This is a genomic window from Phenylobacterium aquaticum (assembly GCF_022695515.1).
Classification (GTDB): domain Bacteria; phylum Pseudomonadota; class Alphaproteobacteria; order Caulobacterales; family Caulobacteraceae; genus Phenylobacterium; species Phenylobacterium aquaticum.
The window spans coordinates 24,611-41,396 of sequence record NZ_JALDPT010000029.1 but is presented as its reverse complement, the minus strand read 5'-3'; the positions used below and the strand labels follow the sequence as shown (position 1 = coordinate 41,396).

The 16,786-nt window shown below is 66.8% G+C and carries 15 protein-coding genes; 8 read left to right on the top strand and 7 right to left on the bottom strand.

The window, feature by feature from the left end; all coding sequences use genetic code 11:
* Window positions 1–31 precede the first annotated feature (31 nt).
* Entirely contained in the window at window positions 32–217 is a 186-nt protein-coding gene (locus MQH10_RS19050; RefSeq protein WP_242565577.1) for a YnbE family lipoprotein, read from the top strand.
* Window positions 218–231: 14 nt separating this feature from the next.
* The gene (locus MQH10_RS19045) at window positions 232–594 is read left to right on the top strand and encodes a YdbL family probable chaperone protein (RefSeq protein ID WP_242565603.1); all 363 of its coding nucleotides are present in this window, start codon (window positions 232–234) and stop codon (window positions 592–594) included.
* A gap of 67 nt (window positions 595–661) precedes the next feature.
* On the opposite strand, the gene MQH10_RS19040 is transcribed toward MQH10_RS19045, so the two are convergent.
* Window positions 662–865: a DUF4170 domain-containing protein gene (locus MQH10_RS19040; protein WP_242565576.1), complete on the bottom strand. Its 204-nt coding sequence runs from the start codon at window positions 863–865 to the stop codon at window positions 662–664.
* A gap of 209 nt (window positions 866–1,074) precedes the next feature.
* Between MQH10_RS19040 and MQH10_RS19035 the strand changes: the two genes are divergently transcribed.
* Window positions 1,075–2,514 carry a helix-turn-helix domain-containing protein gene (locus MQH10_RS19035; RefSeq protein ID WP_242565575.1) on the top strand — a complete coding sequence of 480 codons (1,440 nt, stop codon included), beginning with the start codon at window positions 1,075–1,077 and terminating at the stop codon, window positions 2,512–2,514.
* 88 nt (window positions 2,515–2,602) lie between these two features.
* On the top strand, window positions 2,603–3,832 hold the full coding sequence (locus tag MQH10_RS19030; RefSeq protein WP_242565574.1) for a TetR/AcrR family transcriptional regulator: 1,230 nt from the start codon (window positions 2,603–2,605) through the stop codon (window positions 3,830–3,832).
* Here the strand turns inward: MQH10_RS19030 and MQH10_RS26545 are convergent, their stop codons facing one another.
* From MQH10_RS26545 to MQH10_RS19015, 4 genes are all read right to left on the bottom strand, one after another.
* The gene (locus tag MQH10_RS26545) at window positions 3,833–4,597 is read right to left on the bottom strand and encodes an MFS transporter (protein WP_272887030.1); all 765 of its coding nucleotides are present in this window, start codon (window positions 4,595–4,597) and stop codon (window positions 3,833–3,835) included.
* Complete coding sequence (locus MQH10_RS26540; protein WP_336605127.1) at window positions 4,495–5,313, bottom strand: MFS transporter; 819 nt, start codon at window positions 5,311–5,313, stop codon at window positions 4,495–4,497. The genes MQH10_RS26545 and MQH10_RS26540 overlap by 103 nt, the downstream gene beginning before the upstream one ends.
* A gap of 41 nt (window positions 5,314–5,354) precedes the next feature.
* Window positions 5,355–6,854: an MFS transporter gene (locus tag MQH10_RS19020; RefSeq protein WP_242565573.1), complete on the bottom strand. Its 1,500-nt coding sequence runs from the start codon at window positions 6,852–6,854 to the stop codon at window positions 5,355–5,357.
* A gap of 505 nt (window positions 6,855–7,359) precedes the next feature.
* Window positions 7,360–9,978, bottom strand: a complete 2,619-nt coding sequence (locus MQH10_RS19015; RefSeq protein WP_242565572.1) for a TonB-dependent receptor — start codon at window positions 9,976–9,978, stop codon at window positions 7,360–7,362.
* Window positions 9,979–10,309: 331 nt separating this feature from the next.
* On the opposite strand from MQH10_RS19015, the gene MQH10_RS19010 reads away from it, so the two are divergent.
* Complete coding sequence (locus MQH10_RS19010) at window positions 10,310–11,173, top strand: SDR family NAD(P)-dependent oxidoreductase (protein WP_242565571.1); 864 nt, start codon at window positions 10,310–10,312, stop codon at window positions 11,171–11,173.
* Here MQH10_RS19010 and MQH10_RS19005 read toward each other — a convergent pair.
* Window positions 11,170–12,132 carry an NAD(P)H-quinone oxidoreductase gene (locus tag MQH10_RS19005; RefSeq protein WP_242565602.1) on the bottom strand — a complete coding sequence of 321 codons (963 nt, stop codon included), beginning with the start codon at window positions 12,130–12,132 and terminating at the stop codon, window positions 11,170–11,172. The genes MQH10_RS19010 and MQH10_RS19005 overlap by 4 nt on opposite strands.
* Window positions 12,133–12,236: 104 nt before the next feature.
* Between MQH10_RS19005 and MQH10_RS19000 the strand changes: the two genes are divergently transcribed.
* From MQH10_RS19000 to MQH10_RS18990, 3 genes are all read left to right on the top strand, one after another.
* Window positions 12,237–12,449 (top strand): DUF1192 domain-containing protein, encoded by a 213-nt coding sequence (locus MQH10_RS19000; protein WP_242565570.1) that lies wholly within the window; start codon window positions 12,237–12,239, stop codon window positions 12,447–12,449.
* A 135-nt stretch (window positions 12,450–12,584) separates the two neighbouring features.
* Window positions 12,585–13,100, top strand: coding sequence for a protease adaptor protein RcdA (gene rcdA, locus MQH10_RS18995; protein ID WP_242565569.1), 516 nt, complete (start codon window positions 12,585–12,587; stop codon window positions 13,098–13,100).
* Between the two features lie 535 nt (window positions 13,101–13,635).
* The gene (locus MQH10_RS18990) at window positions 13,636–16,422 is read left to right on the top strand and encodes a TonB-dependent receptor (protein ID WP_242565568.1); all 2,787 of its coding nucleotides are present in this window, start codon (window positions 13,636–13,638) and stop codon (window positions 16,420–16,422) included.
* A gap of 117 nt (window positions 16,423–16,539) precedes the next feature.
* Here the strand turns inward: MQH10_RS18990 and rpmE are convergent, their stop codons facing one another.
* Window positions 16,540–16,764 carry a 50S ribosomal protein L31 gene (gene rpmE, locus MQH10_RS18985; protein ID WP_242565567.1) on the bottom strand — a complete coding sequence of 75 codons (225 nt, stop codon included), beginning with the start codon at window positions 16,762–16,764 and terminating at the stop codon, window positions 16,540–16,542.
* Window positions 16,765–16,786: the final 22 nt, after the last annotated feature.

Sequence of the window (16,786 nt, the reverse complement as noted above, 5' to 3'; positions counted from 1 at the left end):
CCTTCCGACCTCAAGACGTGGAGACCGACCCATGCTTCGATCCAACCCCCTGGCCCTGGGCGGGGTGATGGGCGCCCTGGCGCTCTGCGCCTGCGCCCCCACCCTGCATGTGGATGTGAAGCCGATCACCATCTACGCCAAGCTGGACGCCGACGTCCGCCTGCGCCTGGACGACGACGTCAAGGCGCTGATCCAGAAGAATCCGGACCTGTTCTAGGAGCCATGACCATGATGATGCGCGCGAATGGATGGCTGCCCGCCGTGGCGGCCGTGGCCGGAACCCTGATCGCCGGCGCCGCCCATGCCGACACCGCCTCGGCCAAGATCGCCGTCGACGCCGCCAAGGCCCAGGGTCTGGTCGGCGAACAGGCCGACGGATTTCTCGGCCTGGTGACGGGATCCGCCGACGCCGCGGTGAAAGCCGCCGTGGCCGAGATCAACGCCGGCCGGGCCCAGGTCTACGCCCAGGCCGCGGCCAAGAACGGCGTGACCCCCGAGGCCGCCGGCGCGGCCGCCTTCAACAGCGTGATCAGCGCCAAGCTGAAGCCGGGCGAGTTCTACAAGCCCAATGGCGGGGGCTGGGTCCGCAAGTAGGGCCGAAAAAAAGGCCCGCCCCAAGCATCAGCTCGAGGCGGGCCAGGAGAGACATCCGGGCGAAAGGTCAGGCCGGCAGGACGAGTCGCTCTGCGGCGATCGAGAACCGTGCGGTGGCGCCCTTGGTCTCCTGGGACACCTTGCGCCACACGGCGGTCGCCTCGTCGCGCGTCTCGAACGGGCCCATCGCCTGGGGGACGCCGTCCCTCAGGGCGCTGAACGCCATGTCGCGGTAGACGCCGCCGACAACCCAGTACCGTTCCTTGGTCATGGCCTTTTGCTCCCCGGTCGGGCTGGCGGTGAGACCGCCGGCCGTTCCGAAATCCGAACCCTGCCGCAACGCCGATTGTGCGGTGCGGCAGGCTGCCAGAGCCCTGTAGCCGCCGGCCGGCCGGGTGCGAAGCCCGCGCGCGCCGTGAAAAGGCGGGAATGTCACAGTCACACCTTGTCAAATTTGTAAACTTGTGACAACGCGACAACATGGCCATGCCTCCGTCCGACCGCAAGCTGTTCCTCGGCGCGCGCATGAAGCGCATGCGCCGCGAGCTGGGCCTGACCCAGACGCGCATGGCCGAGGATCTGGGGGTCTCGCCCAGCTATCTGAACCTTCTGGAGCGCAACCAGCGCCCCGTCACCGCCCAGGTGCTGCTTCGCCTGGCGGAGGCCTATGACCTCGACCTCAAGAGCCTCAACGCCGATCCGGAATCGGCCAATGCGACCGGCCTGACGGAGGTGTTCTCCGACCAGATGTTCCGCGATCTGGGCCTGGCGCGGCACGAGGTGGCCGAGGTGGCCGAGAGCGCACCCGGCGTCTCCGAGGCGATCGTCCGGCTCTATCGCGCCTATCTGGATCAGCGCCGCCTGACCGACCTCGGCGCCATCAGCCGGCCGGAGGAAGGCGCCGGCGGCGGCCCCGCCGTGATCCCCTCCGACTGGGTGCGCGACTATATCCAGGCCCAGAAGAACCATTTCCCGGAGCTGGAGGACGCCGCCGACGCCCTGGCCGCGGCGCTGGCCCCTCAGCCCCAGGAATTCGCCGCCGCCGCCCGCGAGCGCCTGGCCGGACGCCATGGCATCCAGGTGCGGGTGGTGCCGCTGGACGTCCTGCCGGAATCGGTCCGCCGCTATGACCACCACCGCAAGCGGCTGTTCCTGTCCGAGGTGCTGACCAGCGCGGGGCGATCCTTCTCCCTCGCCTACCAGCTGGCCATGCTCGAATACGGGCCGCTGCTGGACGCCATGGCGGATCGGGCCGGGGCGCCGGACCAGCCGACCCGGAACCTCGCCAAGGTCAGCCTGGTCAACTATCTGGCCGCCGCCATCCTGATGCCCTATGGCGCCTTTCACGAGGCCGCCGAACGGACCAACTACGACATCGAGCTGGTCCGCGCCCGGTTCGGGGTGAGCTTCGAACAGGCCTGCCACCGCCTGACCACCCTGGCCCGCCCCGGCGCCCGCGGGGTGCCCTTCTTCATGGTCCGGGTGGACTCGGCCGGCAACATCTCCAAGCGGTTCGCCGGCTCGGCCTTTCCCTTCTCGCGGTTCGGCGGCGCCTGTCCGCGCTGGAACATCCACACCAGCTTCCGCACGCCGGGCCGGATCATCACCCAGGTCGTGGAGACGCCCGACGGCCAGCGCTACTTCACCCTGTCCCGGACCGTGAGCCGCATCGCCACCCCATATGCCGGCGACGATTCCGAACTCGCCGTCGGCCTGGGCTGCGAGCTGAAATACGCCGAGCGCCTGGTCTATTCCCGCGGGCTCGACCTGAAGGACCCCGTGGCCACCGCCATCGGCCCGGCCTGCCGGATCTGCGAGCGCCCGGCCTGTCCCCAGCGGGCGGCGGAGCCCATCAACCGCACCCTGACGGTCGACGACTTCACCAAGTCGATATCGCCCTACCCCTTCGCCGCAGGCTGACCGCGGCACTTCGCCTTGGCGCGAACCGGGCAGGTCCGATAGAGATAGTCATGTCTGCGGCCACGGGCCCGGCGGGGGTGGAGACGAGATGTCAGAGCGGAGCAGCGCCCGGTCGACCGACCGCTTCGAGAAGAAGCGCGAAGCGATCCTCGACGCCGCCACCGCGATCCTGAACCGCGAGGGCGTCAAGGGCCTGACCCTGGGCGTCGCCGCCGCCGCCGTCGGCCTCTCGACCACCAGCGTCACCTATTATTTCAAGCGCAAGGACGACCTCGCCGCCGCCTGCCTGATGCGCGGGGTCGACTGGCTGTGCGCCGCCGCCGACGAGGCCATGACCCTGCCCACCCCGCCCGAGCGGCTGCGCCGGCTGCTGGAGCTGCGGCTCGAGCGCCTGCGCCAGGTGGCCGTTGGCGAGGCCGCGGCCCTGGCCTCCCTGGCCGACGTCCGGGCGCTGAACAATCCGCAGCGGGCCCAGGTCACCGAGGCCTTCATGGCCGGCTTCCGCAAGGTGCGCGGCCTGTTCGAATCGCCCGACCTCGCCTGGCTGGGACGGGGCCGCCGCACGGCACGGACCCACATGCTGCTGGAGCAGCTGTTCTGGGCCGCCGCCTGGCTGCCCAAGTACGACCCCGAGGATTATCCGCGGATCTGCGAGCGGATGTACGACATCCTGATCGGCGGCTTCGCGGCGCCGGGGGCGGAGTGGGCGCCGACCCCCATGCCGCTGGCCGAGCTGGCGGCCAGCGAGGGCCAAGAGAACGGCCGCGAGACCTTCCTGCTGGCGGCGACCCGGCTGATCAACGCCCGTGGCTACAAGGGCGCCTCGGTCGACAAGATCTCCGCCGAGCTGAACGTGACCAAGGGCTCGTTCTATCACCACCACGACGCCAAGGACGACCTGGTGGTCGCCTGCTTCGACCGCACCTTCGAGGTCATGCGCCGGGTGCAGCGCCTGGCCATGGCCCTGCCCCAGAACCAGTGGATTCGGCTGTCCAGCGCGGCGGCGGCGATCACGGAATATCAGCTGTCGGAATATGGGCCCCTGCTGCGCACCTCGGCCCTGTCGGCCCTGCCCGAGGCGATCCGCGAGGAACAGGTGGCCCACTCCAACCGGGTGTCGGACCGCTTCGCCTCGATGATCTCCGACGGCATCGCCGAGGGCTCGATCCGGCCGGTGGATCCGGCCATCGCCGCCCAGATGCTGAACGCCACCCTGAACGCGGGCGCCGAGCTCGGCTTCTGGGTCCAGGGCGTGACCCAGAAGGCCGCGCCGGCGATCTTCGCCCGCCCCCTGCTGATGGGCGTCTTCAGCCGCTGATCAGCCGAGGCGGCCCTCGGACGAAGCTGGCTCGCCCTCCTGGGCCAGGTCGGCCGCGGCGGCGAGCTGGCGCAGGGACTCCGCGTGGCTCTCGCGGGTGATGCGGTACCCGGACACCGCCACGATCGCCAGGACATAGAGCACCGCCAGGGTCGGCACATAGATCACGCCAAGATTATGGATGATGTCCTGCGGCACCTCGCCGGGCTTGGCGTGCTGGGGGAAGTGGGCGAGCGCCAGCATCATGCTGGAGGCGAAGATGCCGATCCCCGACACGGCCTTGGCCACGAAGGCCGAGGCGGCGAAGAACAGGCCCTCCGACCGGTGGCCGGTGCGCAGCTCGGAATCCTCGACCACGTCGGCGATCATCGAATTCATCAGGATGCCGGCGGTGATCGAGAAGCTGGTCGAGATGATGTTCTGGATGAAGATGATCGGGAAGACCAAGGGCGTGTGATTGGCCGGGAACACGCCGAGCAGCCGCAGCGAAATCGGGGTCGAGCCGATCACCAGGGCGCTGGCGATCAGCACCATGGAGGCGCTCTTCTTGCCCCAGCGCTTCGACAGGATCGGCGCTGCGACGAAGGCGACCGCCGCCGCGGTCAGGCTGGAGAACGTGAACAGGGCGATCTGGGCCGAGGAGAACTCCCAGAAGAAGGTGGTCATATAGAGCGAGATCGACAGCACCAGGCCCCCGGCCATGGCGGTGCAGAGGCTGCCGGCCAGCACCCGCAGGAACGAGGCGTGCGCCAGGGTGCCCAGCATCTCGCGGCCCAGCTGGCCAGGGTCAGCTTGCGATGCGGCGCCTCGCGCAGATAGGGGATCTGGCTGTGCGTGCCGGCCGCCGAGATCAGGATCGCGACCAGCATCAGCAGGGCCGAGGCCAGGCCGTAGTGGGAATAGCCCAGGGGATTGAGCTGGCCGACCTTGTGCAGCGCGTCCGGCTTCAGGAAGACCTTGAGCGCCGCGAAATACATGATCAGCCCGCCGATCCAGCCGAACAGGAAGCGGTAGGACAGGAGCTTGGTGCGCTCGTCATATTCGGTGGTGAGCTCCGCGGCCAAGGCCGAGGACGGGATCTCGTAGCAGGTGATGAAGCTGCGGATCAGGATCGCGGTGGCGATCAGATAATAGAACAGCCCCTGGTGATCGAGACCGCGCGGCGGATTCCACAGGAGCAGATAGGACACCGCGACGGGGATCGCCGCGGCGTACATGAACGGGTGGCGCCGTCCCCAGCGCGAGCGGGAATTGTCCGAGATCTGGCCGACGATGGGATCGAGGAAGGCGTCGGCGAACAGGGCGACCATGATCGCCAGCCCGACGGTCTGGGCCGGCAGCCCCATGACCTGATTGTAGAAGATCAGCAGGAAATAGGAGAAGCCGCTGTCCTTCACCCCGAAGGCGACCGAACCGAAGCCGTAGAAGAACTTGGTCGGCACGCTCAGGCGGCGGGCGGTCGGCGAAACAGCGTCGGTCACGGGGTCAGTTCCTGATGGGGCGCGGGATGGCGGGGCGGGTCTCAGTCAAGTCCGCCGGGGCCGGCGACCATGGACCGGGCCTCGACCTCCTCGCCGCGCTCGGCGAGCGCCGCGGCCTGGGCCAGGGTGGCCAGGTTGTTCTCATGGGTCTGGCGATCGATCCGGTAGAAGGCCAGCACCGCCACCGACAGCGCGCTCATCCCGGCCGTGACCGGCAGATAGAGCAGCGACAGGTGCCGCATGATCTCCGGGCTCACCGAGCCGGGGGCGGCATGGGTGGGAAAGGCGACCACGGTCAGCAGCACGCCCGACAGGAACACCCCGATCCCCGAGGTGAACTTGTTGAGCAGGCCGTTGGCGGCGAACAGCAGGCCTTCGGAGCGCACGCCGGTCTTCACGGCCGCGTCCTCGACCACGTCGGCGATCATCGAGGAGATGATGATGAAGCCGGTGATGGCGAGCGTCGTGGCGATGAAGAAGTCGGCGACCAGGAAGGGGATGAGCCAGGGCGTGCCGTTGGCGGGGGCGAGGCCCAGGAGCCGCAGGGACTGGGGCAGGGCCGTGGTGATCACCGAGATGGAGAACAGGGTGAGCATCGCGCGCTTCTTGCCGAGCAGGGCCGAGGACGGCGCCGCCAGCGCGACGCCGAACAGGGAGGCCGCCACGCCGGCCAGGCCGATCAGGGAGACGCCCTTGGAGTCCATGCCCCACATCTCGACATAGAAATACTGGCTGAGCGCGCTGGACAGCCCCATCGAGACCCCGGAGCAGAGCCCCGAGACCATGACCACCACCAGGGAGGGATTGGTGATCGTGCCCCACACCTCGCGCGCCACCTGGGCGGTGGGAACCTTGCGGACCGGGGGCTGGACCAGGGTCTTGATATGGCGATGGGTGCCGATCGAGGACAGGAAGATGGTGAAGGCCATGACCAGGCCGGCGACCAGGCCATAGGCGCCATAGCCCTGGCGGCTGAGGATGCCGCCGTTTTCGGGGCTGAGAAACACCCGGTAGAGCAAGACGTTCATGCTCAGGCCGCCCACCACCCCGAAGAAGAACCGGTAGCTGAACAGGCTGGTCCGGTCGTTGTAGTCGGGTGCGAGTTCCGGCGCGAGCGCCTGGCTGGGCACCTCATAGAGGCTGATCGCCAGCCGCAGCAGCATCAGGAGCACGATCAGCATCGGCCCGGCCCGCGCCGGGCCCCATTCCGCCGGCGTGTTCCAGAAGGCGTAGCAGGCGACCGCCACCAGCGGGACGGAGAGATACATCAGGGGGTGGCGCCGGCCCCAGCGCGTGCGCAGCTTGTCGGAGATGTGGCCGATGACCGGGTCGATCACCGCGTCGAGCATCAGGGTCAGCATGATCGCCGTTCCGACCCATAGGGCCGGCAGGCCGATCACGCGATTGAGGTAGGGCTGCAGCACCGAGGACGACAGGCCCAGCGTCGACACCCCGAAGGCGATCGACCCGACGCCATAGAGCGACTTGGCGCCGAACCCCAGGCGGGCGGACTTCGGCGGGGGAGAGGCGGCTTGGTTCATGAGGATCGATTTCGAATATTCGGTATGATTTCAGGCGTGACGAAGGATGCGCCGGCGAGGATCAGCGGCGCGGGGCGATGGCGGTGGGTGTAGCGAGGGATCCCGGAACGAGCGCCGCCAAGTCAGGCGCGGATTTTGGCGTCATTCGGCTTCGTCCCCGGGGCGTGCGGCGCCGTGATCCCCGAAGGGTTCGCGCCGATCTCGTTGGGCTCCAGCGTGCGGGAGGCCTTCCTACCCGTCAACGATTTTGATCTTACGGTTTTGACACAAGCCCGCTCGACCGACCTGGCGGGACACGAAAATCGGGCGCGTCGGAGACCGGCGCGCCCGTAAGGTCGTAGTTGAGGAATACTAGACGTACGCGAACTATGCGCTCCGTCGGGGCGCAGTCTGGCCCTCGCCGTCGCCGTATCCGGCGATCGGTCTGCAGGAGGCAGCAACGCAAGGGCGGTCGGCAGAAGGGCGCCGCCCCCGCCGCGCAAGGCGGCGGAGGCGGGCCTCAGGATCAGAAGAACCGATACTGGAATTCGACGCCGTAGGTGCGCGGCGGGGTCAGTTCGAGGTTCTGACCGCCGTTCAGGAAGGCGCCCGGGTTACGGTTCGAGGCGACCACGGCGGCGTCATAGCCTTCGGTGTCAGCCACGTTCTTCACATAGGCGATGACCGTGTACTTGTTGCCCTTCGGCGCCCAGTGAGCGCGAAGGTCGATCTGGTCCCACGACGGAGCTTCGTTCCAGGCCTTGGAGAAGATGTTGGCATAGGCCTTGTCGCGATAGATGTAGCTCGCGCTCAGGGTCAGGGTGCCGGGCTCCATGAAGAACGAGTAGCTGCCGTTGACGGCGATCTTGGTCTTCGGCGCCTGAGGCAGGCTGTTGCCGACGATGCTGACCGGTCCGGTGTTCACGTTGTCGTTCACGTCCACGAACGTGTCACCCTTGAGGATCCGGGTGTCGTTGTAGGCGTAGTCGAGGGTCAGGCGCAGGGGCGCGATCGGTTGCCAGATCGCATCCAGTTCCAGACCGTCCGACCGCGACTTCGCCACGTTGACGAACTGGGTCACGTTGGTCGGGCCAACGCGCACCGTCACCGGGGCCTGCAGATCGCGATAGTCGAGATAGTAGATCGCGGCGTTCAGCTGCAGCGTGCGGCCGATGTTGGTCTTGAAGCCGATTTCGTAGGAATTGACGAACTCGGGATCGGCTTCAGGCTTGCTGAGCAGACCACCAGCCGACAGACCGAAGGCCTTGTAGCCGCGGCTGTAGCGGGCGTAGCCCATCGTGCCTTCGCTCGGGTCCCACTGCAGGCCGATGGTGCCGGTCACGGCGTCCGAGGTGTCGCCCAGGTTACGGGCGGCGACGCCGGTGGCCGGATCGATCGTGTACTGCCGGCAGGTGGTGCCGGTGCAGACCACCGGGCTGGTGACGCCCTTCACGGCCACGCTCGTCTTCGGACCCAAGGTGTCGGTCAGGTCCATGCCGCCGTTGCCGAGGCCGCCGAGCGGGGCCAGCGCGTTGCCGAGACCAAAGGCCTTGCCGACCGCGGGCAGGGCCGCGAGGTTGCCGAGCAGGCTGCCCCAGTTGGCCGCCGTGCCGGGACCGAAGCCCGACAGACCGATGGCCGGATAGAGACCGGAGTAGCAGACGTCGGAGTTACAGACGATCCGGCGATATTCGGTGCCGAACTTGTGGTCCTTGGTGTAGCGCAGACCGGCGGTGATCTTCAGAGTGTCGGTGGCCTTCCAGTCGACCTGACCGAAGACGGCCTTGCTCTCGGTGGTCAGGGAGTAGTGACCCGTCGACCAGGTGCCTTCCGGGTTCGGCGCGGCGCCGAGAATCGGCGTCTGCAGCGAAGACGCGCCGTTCAGGAAGAAGTCGGCGGTGGAGCCGGTGCCCGAGTACTTTTCGTTATAGTAGTACACGCCGGCGATCCATTGCACCGGACCGTCGTCGGTCGACGCAATGTTGATTTCGTGGCTGTACCAGGTCGGGTACTCGAAATAGTGGTAGGTGTTGTCGCCGTTCACCGTCAGCGGGTTACAGTCGACGGTCGAAGCGCCGAAGCCATAGAGCGTATGGACGGTGCCGCAGACCGAACCGGCCGCCAGCGGGATCTGGTACGACTTGACGCTGGTGGCGTCAGTGTCGCCCGTCAGGTCGTACTTATAGTTCTGCAGACCGCCGATGTACTTAATGTCGAAGGTCGGCATGTGGTAGGCGAAGTTCGCCGTGAACGAGTGCACATCCGTCAGGGTGACGTGCTGCGGCGTGTTCGTGTTGAACTTGTGCGGGTCCTGCAGCGCCGGGTTGGTGGTCGTGGTGACGCCGTTGAACTGCACCAGGCTGCCCGGGACGATGCCATTGGCGCCCGTCGCCGTCGAATAACCGTGAGCCGAGTTATAGACCACGGTGTAGTTCTGATCGAGCAGGCCGGTGTCGTACGGGCCGTTCAGATAGCCGGCGCGGGCGCCGGGACCACCACGGTTGTTCCATTCCAGGGTCTTGTAGTTCATCCACAGATCGGCGTTTTCGCCGAGCTGGGCTTTGACCTGGAACTGCATCTCATATTCGTTGCGCTTGCTGCCCTCGGTGGGCATGCCAGGGCTGATGTTGCTGTAATAGCCATCGCGCTGATCGAGCTTGTACCCGGAGAAGCGGACCTGCAGGCCTTCCGCCAGCGGGCCGGACGCCGCGAATTGCAGGTTCGTGAAGCCGAAGTTCTCGGCGATCGCGCGAACTTCCGCATAGGGCGTGTCGGTCGGGCGCGCGCTGATCACGTTGACCGTGCCGCCGATGGCGTTACGGCCGTACAGCGTGCCCTGCGGGCCGCGCAGGATTTCCACCCGGTCGGTTTCCAGCGGCGGGCCGCCGGCCAGAACCGTCGAGGTCGTGAACAGGCCGTCGATATAGATCGACACCGCGCCGTCCACGGAGTGAACGTTGGTCAGACGACCGATGCCGCGCATGCTCGCGCGGTCGTTGGCCGACTGGTAGACGAAGCCCGGCGTGAAGTTCGTCAGGTCCTGGATCGAGCTGATCCCGACCAGGTCACGCTGCTTGCTGGTGAACGCCGAAATGGCGACCGGCACGTCCTGCAGGCTTTGTTCCCGCTTTTCGGCGGTGACCACCAGTTCTTCGATAGTGGTGGTCTGAGAACCCTGCGCATGTGCTGCGCCCGCGAAAATTACAACCGCGAGAGATGCAGTCGCAAAAAGTCCCATCCTGTTACGGATCAAAGTCGCCTCCCCTTATTGGCTCTTTGGCCAGCGCGAATACCGCGTTTACGGAAAGACTGTTTCGGGCGTGGCCCAACGTCAAGCCATGGGGTTACCCAGGCGTAATAATTCGGCCGATTTTCGACCTAGGAGCGAAAAATAATTCCGACTTGCAATCAAAAGTGTGCCTTTAGCCGAGTTTGAACCGGGTCTAAGCTTGGGAAAACCGGTTGGGGAGAACGCCGTGGAGCGTCTGAAGGGCAAGATTGCGGTCATCACGGGCGGCTGCGCGGGGATCGGACTGGCGACCGTTGAACGGTTCGAGGCCGAGGGCGCTCGGGTCATGGTCGGGGATATCGACGACGCTGCAGGCGCGGGTCTGGAGGCGCGCTTCCCGGGCACGGTCGCCTACCGCCACTGCGACGTGATGCAGGAAGACCAGATCGAGGCGCTGATGACCGGCGCGGCGCAACGCTTCGGCGGGCTCGACATCCTGTTCAACAACGCCGGGGCCGGCGGCTCGCCCCAGAGGCTGGAAGAGATGACCGGCGAGGCCTGGGACCGCAGCCAGGACCTGCTGCTGCGCTCGGTGGCGCTGGGCATGCGCTACGCCCTACCGCACATGAAGGCGCGCGGCGGCGGCGCGATCGTCAACACCGCCTCCATCGCCGGCCTGCAGGCCGGCATGGGTCCGATCGCCTATTCGGTGGCCAAGGCCGGCGTGATCCACCTGACCAAGGTCGCCGCCGCCGAGCTGGCCCGCGACGGGGTGAGGGTCAACGCCATCTGCCCGGGCCTGATCCTGACCAACATCTTCACCCCGTCCGAGACCGTGCCGACCGGCCTGGCGGAGATGATCAAGCAGAACATGGCCCAGCAGGCGCCGGACGCTCAGCCGATCGCCAAGCCCGGCCTGCCCGCCGACATCGCCAACGCGGCCCTGTTCTTCGCCTCCGACGAAAGCGCCTTCGTCACGGGCGTCCACATGCTGGTGGACGGGGGCATGTTTGTCGGCCCCCGCCAGAGCTGGGACCCCGAGATGCGCGCCGAGCGTCAGAAGATGATGGACGCCCGCCGCGCGGCCTTCGAGGCGGCGCAGCAGAACTAGAGCGTCAGCACCACCTTGCCGACCACCTCACCCCGCTCCAGGGCGGCGTGGGCCTCGCCCGCCTGGGCGAGCGGATAGGTGCGGTCGATCACCGGCTTGAGCTTGCCCGCCGCGATCCAGGGCCAGACCGTGGCCTCGACGGCGGCGGCCAGGCGGGCCTTCTCGTCGGCGTCACGGGGGCGCAGGGTCGAACCGGTGACGACGGCCCGCTTCTGCATCAGGCGGAAGATCTGCAAGGGGACCTCGCCGCCGCCCTGGGCGGCGATGAACACGATGCGGCCGCCGGTCTTGATGGCGTCGAGATCCTTGGAGAAATAGTCGCCGCCGACCATGTCGAGGATGACGTCGCAGCCGCCTTCGGTTTTGGCGATCTCGGCGAAGTCCTGGGCGGTGACGTCGACGGCGACGTCGGCCCCCAGTTTCAGGGCCTCGGCGGTCTTGGCCGCGCCGCGGCTGGTGCCGATCACCCGGGCGCCGGCGGCCTTGGCCATGGGAATCGCGGTGGCGCCGATGCCCGAGGTCGCGCCGTGCACCATCAGGGTCTCCCCGGCCTTCAGCCCGCCATGCTCGAACACATTGGCGAACACCGTGAACACCGTCTCCGGCAGGGCCGCGGCCTCGACCGCGGTGAAGCCCGCCGGGATCGGCAGGGCGTGGCGGGCGTCGACGACGGCGTATTCGGCGTAACCGCCTCCGCCCAGCAGGGCGCAGACCCGGTCGCCAGGCTTCCAGCGGCCGGCGCCCTCGACCACCTCGCCGGCGACTTCCAGGCCCAGGGTGTCCGGCGCGCCGGGCGGCGGCGGATAGGCGCCCATGCGCTGGATCAGGTCAGGACGATTCACGCCCGCGGCCTCCACCTTGATCAGGATCTGGCCCGGTCCGGGAACCGGGCGGGCGATCTGCGCGGCCTTCAGGGCCTCGGCCGGCCCGCGGCCGCCCTCCACCGCGATCGCGGTCATGGTCGTCGATTGGCTCACGGGTGTGACCTCCCTGGTCTTGCGTCGCTGACGCGTCCGCGTTCAGATAGACTCTTGAAACGGGCCGGCAAGAGGAGGCTCTTCATATGGAAGAACCTGCGAGCATTCGCGTCGGACGCGGCCAGCGCCTGGCCGAGGCCGTGAAGGAGGACCTGGAGCTCTACGCGGTGGCGGAGCTTGAGGAACGCATCGCCCTGCTGCGCGAGGAGATCGCCCGCTGCGAGGCCCAGATCGGCCGCAAGAAGGCGGGACGGGCGGCGGCGGATGCGCTGTTCGGTCCCAGCTCGTCGGCCAGCTGAGACGGCTAAGGGAGACGGCCCCGCGCCTTGGCACGGGGGTTGCAGCGCCGGGGATCGAACACCGGCGCCTGTCCGCGGACGATATCCCGTCCAAGGACGATCTAGGGCGCTTACGACTTTGTCGGGGACGAACTTATGAGTGATGGCGCAACGCCGACCACCGCCCGCCGCGCGGATGTGATCCGCGACTTTGCGGGTTCCGAGCTGTTTGACCGCACCTTCCAGGAAGGCATGGATCTGGTCGAGGAGACCGCCGGCTATCTGGACGGTTCCGGCCGCCAGGAATCCAAGCTCTTGTCGCGCAACGCCGCCCTGGCCTACGCCGCCGAGAGCATGCGCCTCACCACCCGGCTGATGCAGGTGGCCTCCTGGCTGCTGGTCCAGCGCGCCGTTCGCGAAGGCGACATGCCGCCCGAAGGCGCCTGCGACGACCGCTATCGCCTGGGCGCGGAGGACGTCTGCCGGCCGGGCGCCACCAAGGCCGCCGAGGAACTGCCCGCCGGCCTCCTGACCCTGCTCGACCGCTCCGAGCGTCTCTATGAGCGGGTCCGCCACCTGGACCGCCGCATGTATGTGGAGGCCGACGAGGCCGAACCGGCCAATCCGGTCGCCGACCACATGGACCGACTGCGCTCCGCCTTCGGCGGCTGACACCGCCCGATCGATCCTTCAGAGCTGCAAGCCCGGCCGTCTCACGGCCGGGCTTTTTCTTGCGCCGAGCTCCCCGCGACAAGACGAGCGGCGCGACCCGCGCGCCGCTCACACCCACATGGGGCAGTCATCCCTTGGGAGGATGCGCCGATATCGCACGCACATCTGGGCGAGCCGATTTCGCCAAATCGCGACGCAAGACCCAATGTGACCGAATTCTTTCAGAATATACACTCTGTAAATGCAGACTTTTCTACATGATTTCGGCTTGAATTCATTGAAATAAACTGTGCTTACGCGATCACTATATAGAAGCAACCCGCACTGAATCCAATCTTCCGGGCATTGTACTTGGGATTTCCAGGTGACGACGCCCATCTGTTCTGCGTGCAATTCCAGCCGATCCGACACCTGAAACAGGGCGGATCACCGCCCGGTCCGGGCCACGGGTGTCGCCCTGCGGCGCCGTGCGGATCGGCGCGGCGCACCAAGAACAACGCCGGCGGCCGCCGCGCCGCCGATTAGGGAGAAGATCATGACACTCGCCATACGGGCGCGCGCGCGCCTGTCCTTGACCCTGGGCGCCTCGACCCTCGCGCTCCTGGCCTTCCAGACCCCGGCCCACGCGGCCGCAGGCTCGGACACCGCCAATGTGATCGAGGAACTGGTGGTCACCGCCCAGAAGAAGGAAGAGTCGATCCAGGACGTGCCGATCGCCGTCTCGGCCTTCAGCCAGGACGCGCTTCAGAAACAGAAGATCGACGGCGGCCCGAACCTGGTTCTGGCCATTCCCAACGTCAATTTCTCGAAGGGCAATTTCACCGGGTACAATTTCCAGATCCGCGGCGTCGGCTCCAAGCTGGTGGCCGGCTCAGGGGACGCCGGCACCGGCATCCACCTGAACAACGCCCCGCTCACCGCCAACAACCTGTTCGAGACCGAGTTCTATGACGTCGAGCGGGTGGAGGTCCTGCGCGGCCCGCAAGGCACGCTCTATGGCCGCAACGCCACCGGCGGGGTGGTCAATATGATCACCAACAAGCCGGTCGATCACTTCGAGGCCAACGCCCGCATGGAATTGGGCAATTATGGCGAGGAGAAGTTCCGCGGCATGATCAATGTGCCGATCGGCGATCAGCTCGCCCTGCGGGTGGCCGGGTCGACCCTTCGCCGGGACGGCTATGGCAAGAACATCGTCACCGGCAACGACGCCGACAACCGCGACCTCTATGGCGTGCGCGCGACCCTGGCCTGGACCCCGACCGACCGGTTCAAGGCCTCGCTGATGTATGACCGCTTCGCCGAGGACGACAATCGCTCGCGGATCGGCAAGCAGTACTGCACCAAGGACACCGGGCCCTCCAGCGTGGGCGGGGCCAGCTTCTCCGGCGTGTCCGCGATCGCCACGATCGAGAAGGGCTTCTTCAGCCAGGGCTGCAAGGCGACCTCGCTCTATTCCTCCGACGCGCTCGGCACGGTCAATTCCCAGGCCACGCTCGGCGGCCTGTTCGGGACCCTGACCGGTCTGCAGACCGGCGACGCCTATGCGGGCAAGATGCAGGATCAGAACGTCCGCAACATCGAGTCGACCTTCGACCCCATCTATCGCGCCCACACCGACATCTGGGAGCTGAACCTGGAGTGGGACGTCACCGACGCCCTGAAGCTGACCTCCCTGACCTCGACCTCGCGCAACGACATCTACACGCGCCAGGACTACAACCGCTACACGCCCTCGACGACGTTCAACACCACGCCGAACGCGGTCAACGCCTTCGCCGCGGCGGTCGGCGGCTCGGCGGTCTACAACGCCATCTACGCGGCCCTGTTCCCGTCAGGCGTGGTCAGCGACGCCCAGAACGGCGCCTATAACCGCTTCACCACCAGCGACATCTCGGCCGGCAGCTCCAAGCAATGGAGCCAGGAGGTGCGGCTGCAGTCGAATTTCGACGGCCCGTGGAACTTCAATGTCGGCGCCATCGCCTTGGATTTCAAATCGACCGGCGACTACTACGTGATGTTCAACACGGGCACGGCCTATTACCAGCTGAACAACTATCTGAAGACCGGCAACGCCAACTGCACCAGCGGCTCGTCCTGTGTGGCCATCGACACCAGCCAGGATCCCAACCGTTCCGGCCACAATTACTACGACGCCTACTCCCCCTATCACCTGCAATCGAACGCCCTGTTCGGCGAGCTCTATTGGCGGATGGCTGACAATTTCAAATGGACGCTGGGCCTGCGCTACACCGACGACGACAAGCACATTGAGAGCCACACCGTCACCCTGGGCACCACGGGATCGGGGGTCTCAAGCATCACCAACCAGCATGTGGAGTTCAAGGAGACGACCGGCCGGTTCGGATTCGACTGGAAGCCGGACCTGGGCTTCACCGACTCCACCATGGTCTACGCCTTCTATTCGCGGGGCTATAAGGCCGGCGGCGTCAACAGCCCCTGCACCAACACCGGTGGGGTGATCTGCGGCAAGCCGACCTTCGACCCGGAGTTCGTGAACTCCTTCGAGATCGGAACCAAGAACGCCCTGCTCGGCGGCTCGCTGATCCTCAACGGCTCGGTCTTCTATTACGACTACACCGGCTACCAGGTGTCGAAGATCGTCAACCGCGCCTCGACCAACGAGAACATCGACGCCAGAATCAAGGGGGTGGAACTGGAATCGATCTGGTCGCCGACCCACGCCCTGAGGTTCAACACCTCGATCGGCTATCTCGACACCGAGATCACCAGCGGCTCCTCGGTCGACACCTTCGACCGCACCCAGGGCGACACCAGCCTGGTGGTGGTGAAGTCCTCCGCGGCTTCCAACTGCGTGGTCTCGACCACCGCGGCGGCGGCGGCGGTGGCCTACGCCAACGCCACCAACAACCCCTTCGCGATCCTCGGCCTCTGCTCGGGAAGCTTCGGCACGGCGAGCGACGGGGTGGCGGTGAACCTGAAGGGCAAGGAGCTGCCCAACGCCCCGCATTGGACCACCTCGGTGGGCGCCCAGTACACGCGCGACTTCGGCAATGGCTGGGACGCCGTGGCGCGCGCCGACTACTACCGGCAGTCGGAGACCTTCGCGCGGATCTATAACAGCGAGGCGGACAGGATCCGCGGCTGGCAGAACGTCAACCTGACCCTGACCTTCGCCAACCGGGCCAAGGGCTGGACCCTGGAGGGCTTCGTCAAGAACGCCACGGACGAGCAGGTGATCACCGACACCTACCTCACCGACGATTCCTCCGGGCTCTATCGCAACGCCTTCTACAACGAGCCGCGCACCTATGGCGTGGCGGTGACCAAGTCCTGGTGATCCAAGCCCCCGCCGGGCGGTCCGTCCGGCGGGGGTGACCGGGCAACAGAAAAAGCGCCGCGTGAGTCACGCGGCGCTTTTTTTGATCTGGATCGAAGCGGCCGGGGCCGCCGCGACTTACTTGCGGGTGAACGCGCCGAACTTGGCGTTGAAGCGCGACACGCGACCGCCACGGTCCAGCAGTTGCTGGTTGCCGCCGGTCCACGCCGGGTGGGTCTTCGGATCGATATCGAGGTTCAGCGTCGCGCCCGGCTTCCCGTAGGTGGAGCGCGTCTGATAGCTCGTGCCGTCCGTCATCACCACGGTGATGAAGTGATAGTCGGGATGGGTGTCTTGTTTCATTTCGGAGGCATCCGACCTAAAG

What these genes read in the sequence shown, in the direction of transcription:
- MQH10_RS19050 (WP_242565577.1), top strand. Translation starts at nt 32, where the DNA reads ATGCTTCGATCCAACCCCCTGGCCCTGGGCGGGGTGATGGGCGCCCTG.
- MQH10_RS19045 (WP_242565603.1), top strand. Translation starts at nt 232, where the DNA reads ATGATGCGCGCGAATGGATGGCTGCCCGCCGTGGCGGCCGTGGCCGGA.
- MQH10_RS19040 (WP_242565576.1), bottom strand. Translation starts at nt 865, where the DNA reads ATGACCAAGGAACGGTACTGGGTTGTCGGCGGCGTCTACCGCGACATG.
- MQH10_RS19035 (WP_242565575.1), top strand. Translation starts at nt 1,075, where the DNA reads ATGGCCATGCCTCCGTCCGACCGCAAGCTGTTCCTCGGCGCGCGCATG.
- MQH10_RS19030 (WP_242565574.1), top strand. Translation starts at nt 2,603, where the DNA reads ATGTCAGAGCGGAGCAGCGCCCGGTCGACCGACCGCTTCGAGAAGAAG.
- MQH10_RS26545 (WP_272887030.1), bottom strand. Translation starts at nt 4,597, where the DNA reads ATGCTGGGCACCCTGGCGCACGCCTCGTTCCTGCGGGTGCTGGCCGGC.
- MQH10_RS19020 (WP_242565573.1), bottom strand. Translation starts at nt 6,854, where the DNA reads ATGAACCAAGCCGCCTCTCCCCCGCCGAAGTCCGCCCGCCTGGGGTTC.
- MQH10_RS19005 (WP_242565602.1), bottom strand. Translation starts at nt 12,132, where the DNA reads ATGACCGCGATCGCGGTGGAGGGCGGCCGCGGGCCGGCCGAGGCCCTG.
- MQH10_RS19000 (WP_242565570.1), top strand. Translation starts at nt 12,237, where the DNA reads ATGGAAGAACCTGCGAGCATTCGCGTCGGACGCGGCCAGCGCCTGGCC.
- rcdA (WP_242565569.1), top strand. Translation starts at nt 12,585, where the DNA reads ATGAGTGATGGCGCAACGCCGACCACCGCCCGCCGCGCGGATGTGATC.
- MQH10_RS18990 (WP_242565568.1), top strand. Translation starts at nt 13,636, where the DNA reads ATGACACTCGCCATACGGGCGCGCGCGCGCCTGTCCTTGACCCTGGGC.
- rpmE (WP_242565567.1), bottom strand. Translation starts at nt 16,764, where the DNA reads ATGAAACAAGACACCCATCCCGACTATCACTTCATCACCGTGGTGATG.